The sequence below is a fragment of the Collinsella aerofaciens genome (assembly GCF_040920445.1).
GTDB classification, from domain to species: domain Bacteria; phylum Actinomycetota; class Coriobacteriia; order Coriobacteriales; family Coriobacteriaceae; genus Collinsella; species Collinsella aerofaciens_BH.
On record NZ_JBCOTQ010000010.1, the window covers coordinates 45244 to 51760 of the forward strand.

General features: G+C 60.3%; 5 protein-coding genes. All 5 read right to left on the reverse strand.

The genetic code is table 11. The features are described from left to right. Positions 1–2: 2 nt before the first annotated feature. Positions 3–1046 (reverse strand): tRNA dihydrouridine synthase DusB, encoded by a 1044-nt coding sequence (gene dusB / locus AB5405_RS02915; protein WP_368137541.1) that lies wholly within the window; start codon positions 1044–1046, stop codon positions 3–5. A 4-nt stretch (positions 1047–1050) separates the two neighbouring features. Further along, complete coding sequence (lepA, locus tag AB5405_RS02920) at positions 1051–2862, reverse strand: translation elongation factor 4 (protein ID WP_368137542.1); 1812 nt, start codon at positions 2860–2862, stop codon at positions 1051–1053. A 96-nt stretch (positions 2863–2958) separates the two neighbouring features. Continuing rightward, positions 2959–3225 carry a 30S ribosomal protein S20 gene (gene rpsT / locus AB5405_RS02925; protein ID WP_022094714.1) on the reverse strand — a complete coding sequence of 89 codons (267 nt, stop codon included), beginning with the start codon at positions 3223–3225 and terminating at the stop codon, positions 2959–2961. Positions 3226–3358: 133 nt separating this feature from the next. Continuing rightward, positions 3359–4321, reverse strand: a complete 963-nt coding sequence (gene holA / locus AB5405_RS02930; protein WP_368137543.1) for a DNA polymerase III subunit delta — start codon at positions 4319–4321, stop codon at positions 3359–3361. Between the two features lie 78 nt (positions 4322–4399). Beyond that, a partial coding sequence (locus tag AB5405_RS02935) for a DNA internalization-related competence protein ComEC/Rec2 (RefSeq protein WP_368137544.1) occupies positions 4400–6517 on the reverse strand: 2118 nt, incomplete at its 5' end.

The following is a 6517-nucleotide window of genomic DNA, read 5'->3' on the forward strand; positions in this document are numbered from 1 at the left end:
CCTTAAGCCCCCAGCGGATGAGGGGGCACCGATTCGCCGGCGGCAAGGGCAGCCTCGCAGGCCACCACATCGCGCTCGATCTCATCGACCAGCGCCATGAACTCCTCGTACGTGGAGCAGCGCACCACATGAGCACGCCAAGCGGCGGCATGGGGCATGCCTTTTAAGTACCAGCTTGCGTACGTACGGGCACGCGACATGAGCGGCAGGAGCTCATGCGTCAGCGTTAGGTGCTCACGCAGGGCGTCTAGGCGCTCAACGGAGCTGCGCGCCGGCACCGGCATGCCATCGAGCGCAAGGGCGCGAGCATCACCGAACACCCACGGATTGCCGTAGATGCCGCGCGCGATAAACACCGCGCTGGCACCAGAACTGCGCAGATGCTCCGCGGCATCCTCGGCGCAGAACACATCGCCCGAACCGATAACGGGAATTTCGACGGCGTCGGCAACCTCATCGACAACCGACCAATCGGCCTGGCCGGTGTAGAGCTGCGTGGCACAACGACCGTGCACGGCAACTGCAGAGGCGCCCGCCCCTTCAAGCATCTGGGCAAACGTTGCGGCGTTGCGGTCCTCGGCATAAAAACCCTTGCGGATCTTCACGGTCACGGGAACATGCGCCGCGCCCACCGCTGCCTCGACAATCTTCTCGGCCAGGTCGGGCGTGCGCATAAGCGCCGAGCCTTCGCCCTTAGTAACGACCTTGCGAGCCGGACAGGCCATGTTGATATCAATCAATGACAGGCGATCGCCCACACGCTCCTCGACGGCGGCGACGGCACTCGCAAACTGCTCGGGCTTGGAGCCAAAGAGCTGCACGCAAATCTGCTGCTCCTCGTCGGCCGGTAGCACCAGGCGCCAGGTCTTGTTGCTGGCATAGGCAAGGCCCGCCACGCTCACCATCTCGCTATAGGCGAGATTGGCACCGCGGCGGCGGCACATGATGCGATAAGCGGGATCGGTTACGCCCGCCATGGGAGCCATAAGGAACGGCTGCTCGGCATAGGCGCCCAGCAGCCGCTTGCTGTATTCGGAAAGCGCCATAGACCTACTCGTCCACCTTGAGGATCGCCATAAAGGCCTCCTGCGGGACCTCGACCGAGCCGATGGCCTTCATGCGCTTCTTGCCCTCTTTCTGCTTCTCGAGCAGCTTGCGCTTACGCGAGATATCGCCGCCGTAGCACTTAGCAAGAACGTCCTTGCGACGCGCCTTGACGGTGGAGCGGGCAATGATCTTGTTGCCGATAGCACCCTGGATGGGAACCTCGAACAGCTGACGCGGAATGATTTCCTTGAGCTTGTCGCATAGACCGCGGGCAAGACCGTAGGCCTTGTCCTTGTGGACGATAAACGACAGCGCGTCCACCTCGTCGCCCGAAAGCAAGATATCGAGCTTCACGAGCTCGGAGGGACGATACTCGTTGAACTCGTAGTCGAGCGAGGCATAGCCCTTGGTTCGGCTCTTGAGCTGGTCAAAGAAATCCAAGATGAGCTCGGCAAGCGGCATATCGAAGCGCATCTCGACCGACTTGCTCGTGAGATGGATCATGTCGGTAGTAATGCCGCGGTGCTCGATAGCGAGCTGCATGACGGCACCCGTATACTCGGGCGGGCAGATAATCTTGGCCTTGAGGTAGGGCTCCTCAATGCGCTCGATGCGCGTAGCCTCGGGCAGATCCTGCGGGCTGCGGACATCAATCATCTCGCCGTCAGTCTTGTAGACGTGATAGTCGACCGATGGACTCGTGGCAATGAGGTCAAGATTGAACTCGCGCTCCAGGCGTTCCTTGACGACTTCCATGTGCAGCAGGCCCAAGAAGCCCACGCGGAAGCCAAAGCCGAGCGCCACCGAGGTCTCGGGCTCCCACACCAACGACGGGTCGTTGACGTGCAGCTTATCGAGCGCGTCACGCAGGTTCTCGTAGTCCTTGTTATCGATCGGGAACAGGCCCGTATAGACCATGGGCTTGGCCTCGCGGTAACCGGGAAGCGGCTCGGGGCAGGGATTCGACGCCCACGTGAGGGTATCGCCCACGCGAACGGCCTCGGGGTCCTTCAGGCCCGTGACCACGTAGCCCACCTCGCCGACCGTCAGCGCATCGACCGGGGTCTCGGCGGGACGCTTGACGCCCACGCCATCGACCAAAAAGTCGCCCTCTGCCTGCATCATGCGCAGGGTATCGCCCTTTTTGATGGAGCCGTCAAAGATGCGCACCGTGGCGACGACGCCACGATACTCGTCGAAGTACGAATCCAGGATGAGTGCCTTGAGCGGCGCGTTCGCATCGCCCTTGGGCGGAGAGATCAAAAAGACAATGGACTCCAGCAGATCGTGGATGCCCTCGCCGGTCTTGCCCGAGACACACACGGCATCATCGGCAGGAATCGCCAGGTCATCCTCGATCTCGGTCTTAACCTCGTCGGGATGAGCCGAGGGCAGGTCGATCTTGTTGATGGCCGGCACAATGTCCAGATTGGCGTTCATGGCAAGCGTCGCGTTGGAGACGGTCTGTGCCTCGACGCCCTGTGTGGCGTCGACAACGAGCACCGCGCCCTCACAGGCTGCCAGCGAGCGCGAGACCTCATAGGTAAAGTCCACGTGGCCCGGCGTATCGATCAGATTGAACTGATACGTCTCGCCATCGTCGGCGTCATAGGACACGCGAACGGCATTGGACTTGATCGTGATGCCGCGCTCGCGCTCGATATCCATGGTGTCGAGCAGCTGCGACTCCATGTCGCGTTCGTCGACGGTATGGGTGAGCTCGAGGATGCGATCGCTGATCGTGGACTTGCCATGGTCGATGTGCGCAACGATTGAGAAGTTGCGGATGTGGGAAATGTCAATTGAAGTATTCATGCGGACTATCTTACCCGAGCGGTACAAAAAATGGAGCCTGTTCCATAAAACAGGCTCCATTTATGCGCGTAATCTGTGTGGTGTGAAATTTACAACTTAGGCGTTGATGCTGTTCACGAGCTTGGCAAGACCGGACTTGCGGTTGGAAGCCTGGTTCTTGTGGATAACATGCTTGGCGGCAGCCATGTCGAGACGCTTGGTGACGGTCTTGAGGGCAGCCTGGGCCTTCTCGGCGTCGCCCTCGGCGACGGCGGACTGGACGTGCTTGGTCAGCGTCTTGAGCTCGGACTTGACAGCCTTGTTACGCATGCGAGCTGCCTCATTGGTGCGGATACGCTTCTTCTGAGACTTGATGTTTGCCACTTCTGGAGTTCCTTTCGAGTTCCTTGCAAAAAATGTATGACACCTCTGAGACACGGTGAGGTCATGCAAGCGCCTACTATAGCACGCTCCCTCTCAAAGGGATAGAACGAATTTGTCAAATAGGCAGGTATCATCACGATTTTCTCAAGATGTTCGTAATCCAGAGCAAAAGCGCGGTCCGAGAATCGGCCGAACCCTTGAGCGCGAGCTCCACATCGACCGCACCCTCGAGCGCTGCGACGAGCTCTGCCATCGAAAAGCGACGTGCCCAGGTCAGGTGATTCTTGACCTGCCAGGACTGGAGCTTGAGCGTTGCGGCCAGCTCACGACCCTGTCCGCGCGCATCGAGCGCCTTGGCAACGATAAGCTCGCGAATGCGGCCGCACAGCAATGTGTAGGTCCACACGTAGCTCTTGGAGGGCAGTAGATTGAAAAGCTCGAGTGAGCGGCGCATGTCACGTGCCGAGACCGCATTGAGAAAGTCCCAGGGTTGAACCTCGGCCGTACGTACAATCCAGTGCTCAACGTCGGCAAGCTCAATCTGGGGCACCTCGACCATCTGGGCAAGCTTAGCCAAGTCGTTATCGAGCATGCGAGTGTTTTCACCCGAACGCGAGACGAGTTCCTCGGCGGCCGCCGTCGTGATCGACTTGCCGTGCTGCGTCGCCATCTGCTGCACGCGGCGCGGTAGCTCCCAGCGCTTGGTGCCGAAGCAATCGATCACAGCCTTCTTGTCGATCTTGGCGATCGCCTTATACAGGCGCGTGTTCTTGGCAAGCGAGTCGGCGATGACGAGACAGACCGTCGTGGGGCTGGGACTCGCCAGATAGTCGACAAGCGGCTCCGAGACCGCCTTAGCGAGCTTTGAGCAGCCATCAAGGATTACCAAGCGAAACTCGCTGCCCATCGGAAAGGTGTTAAGCGATCCGATAATGGACTCGATATCGGGGTCCTTGGTCATGTCGCGCTCGTCGAGGTTGAACTCGACCATTCCCGACTTTTCCAGACGCGCCTTCATACGCGAGACGGCGTGATCGCGCTTGACGCCGTCGGTACCGACGATCAGATATGCCGGCAGCAGACCGGTTTCGGACATTACGCTCCCCTCCCGCAGGCCTTCGTATTCGTTCCGTGCCATTCTAGCCCAGGGGCCCACCACACGCCATCGACGTCGTCACGGTCGCTGGCATCGCATCGCAAAGCCCTTTGCGGTCGGGCTGATGGTGATATCACCGTGTTCGATGGTGCATGCGAACGCACCGCCCGCTTCCTGAACGGCATCGATGCAGGCATCCGACGGATGACCGTATCGATTCCCCTTGCCGGCGCTCGCGAGGGAAAGCTCGGGTCTCAGGACATCCAGCAACTCACCATCGACTGAAACCTTGGAGCCGTGATGCCCAAGTTTAAGGACATCGATATCCCCCACCTCCTGCACGAATTCCCGTTCTTGGTCGAGCTCGGCATCACCAGTGAGGAGCATACGCAGGCTCTTGCCTTCCTGAACATAAGAGAGTAGCAGGACAAGCGAGTCCTCATTTCCCTCGCCATCTACGGACTCGAACGGCCACATCACGCGGGCACAAAATGAGCCGATGTCGACCGTATCCCCACGGCACACCTGCCGATACTCAACGCCAGGTCGATTCAATACCTCGGCAGGAGCATCCTCCAACGCATCCGCCGCCACGGCAATCGTTCCGACCGAAAACTGTTCGAGCACGGCAGGTAGACCACCCCAGTGATCCTCATCCCAATGCGTCACAAAGACGGCATCGATATGGTGCACGTTATTGCGAACCAACGCCGCTACCACGCGCTCATCGAGCCCGCAGTCGACGAGTGCTAATGCGTCGCCCTGGCGGATAAGAATCGCATCCGCCTGGCCCACATCGAGCACCGTCACCGAAGGCGGAGCGAATCGATCCCAGTAGACGTACGGAATCGCAGCCAAGAGCACCAGACATGAAAGCCCCACCGCCATAGGACGTGCACGGGGACGCGGCCACCAGACCAACAGAACCGCCAGCAAACACGGCACTAGGTAAATCCACATGCTATCGGGCGGCACACTCACAGATGCACCAGGCACGGCGGCAAACAGCTGCTCGAAGAACAGTGCGCAACGGGCGGCAACCATGGGCACAACGAGCGCCCAAATCCGCAACGGTTCCACGAGCGAAAAGGGAACCAGCACGATCGACACAGCGAGCAGTACGCTCACCACCGGACCGATGACTGCATTTGCCAGCGGAGCAATGAGCGAGAACGTACCGAAGGCAGGAATGGTAATGGGAAGTGTTGCCAGTTGCGAGCACAGCGTGACGGAAAGCATGCTGGCAACGCCCGATGGCACACCCAGCTCACCCAAAGCGTAGGTCGCATAGGGGCAAAAGCACAGAATGGCTAAGACGCTGGCACACGAGAGCTGAAAGCCCATCTCGAACAGCACCGTCGGCCGCAGTAGCACAAAGATGGACATGGTTACGAAGAGTGCCGATGCGCCGTGCCGGCGACGCCCCGCGCCGTTTACGACAAGCGTCGCGAACACCATGCAGCACGCGCGCACGGCCGAGGGAGACGCGCCCGTAAAGGCAGTGTAGCCCACAAGCGCCATCGCCAATATCGCCCGCTGAACACCGCGTGAGCAGCGAGTCTTTTGCAATACACCCTCGATTACAAATCCCACGATAGCCAAATGGCTGCCGGAGACGGCGATAAGATGCGCCGTTCCCGTTACCGAAAACCAGTCGCCCGCCGGCTGGGCGCGCAGTTCGGCCGAACGACCGCAGACGACACCGGCTATGAGTGCACGCGCCGGGTCGGTCGCAGGCGCGATGGACGCAAGCAGCCCATTTCGCAGCCGAAGCAGCGGTCCCGGAGAGCCCTCATCGGCCGACACAATCCGAACGGCTTGAACCTTGCGCACCTCGCCTCGGAGCACGCGCGATCGTCCATACGCATCGTTCTCAAAACGTGAAACGCGACCGATAACACGCACGTACGCCCCGACCTTGAGCTCGCGGTCGCACGATAGGCGAACCGTTGCCAAGTTCTTACCGTCCGCGCGTGCCTCGCAGGTATAGGAATACACGTCGTCGTTTATGGATGGATCGCCCTGCACGATAAACTCGAGGCCGCTTGCCGCTCGACCGTCGAGCGCCTTCGAGGCGCTGAGCGCACCCACAGCCCACCACGCCGAGACGACCGCTCCCGCCACGAGACCGACGGACGCGGCATACAACCACCGCTTCAAAGGGGCAAGCCGCGCACAAGATTGAGCCAGCACAAC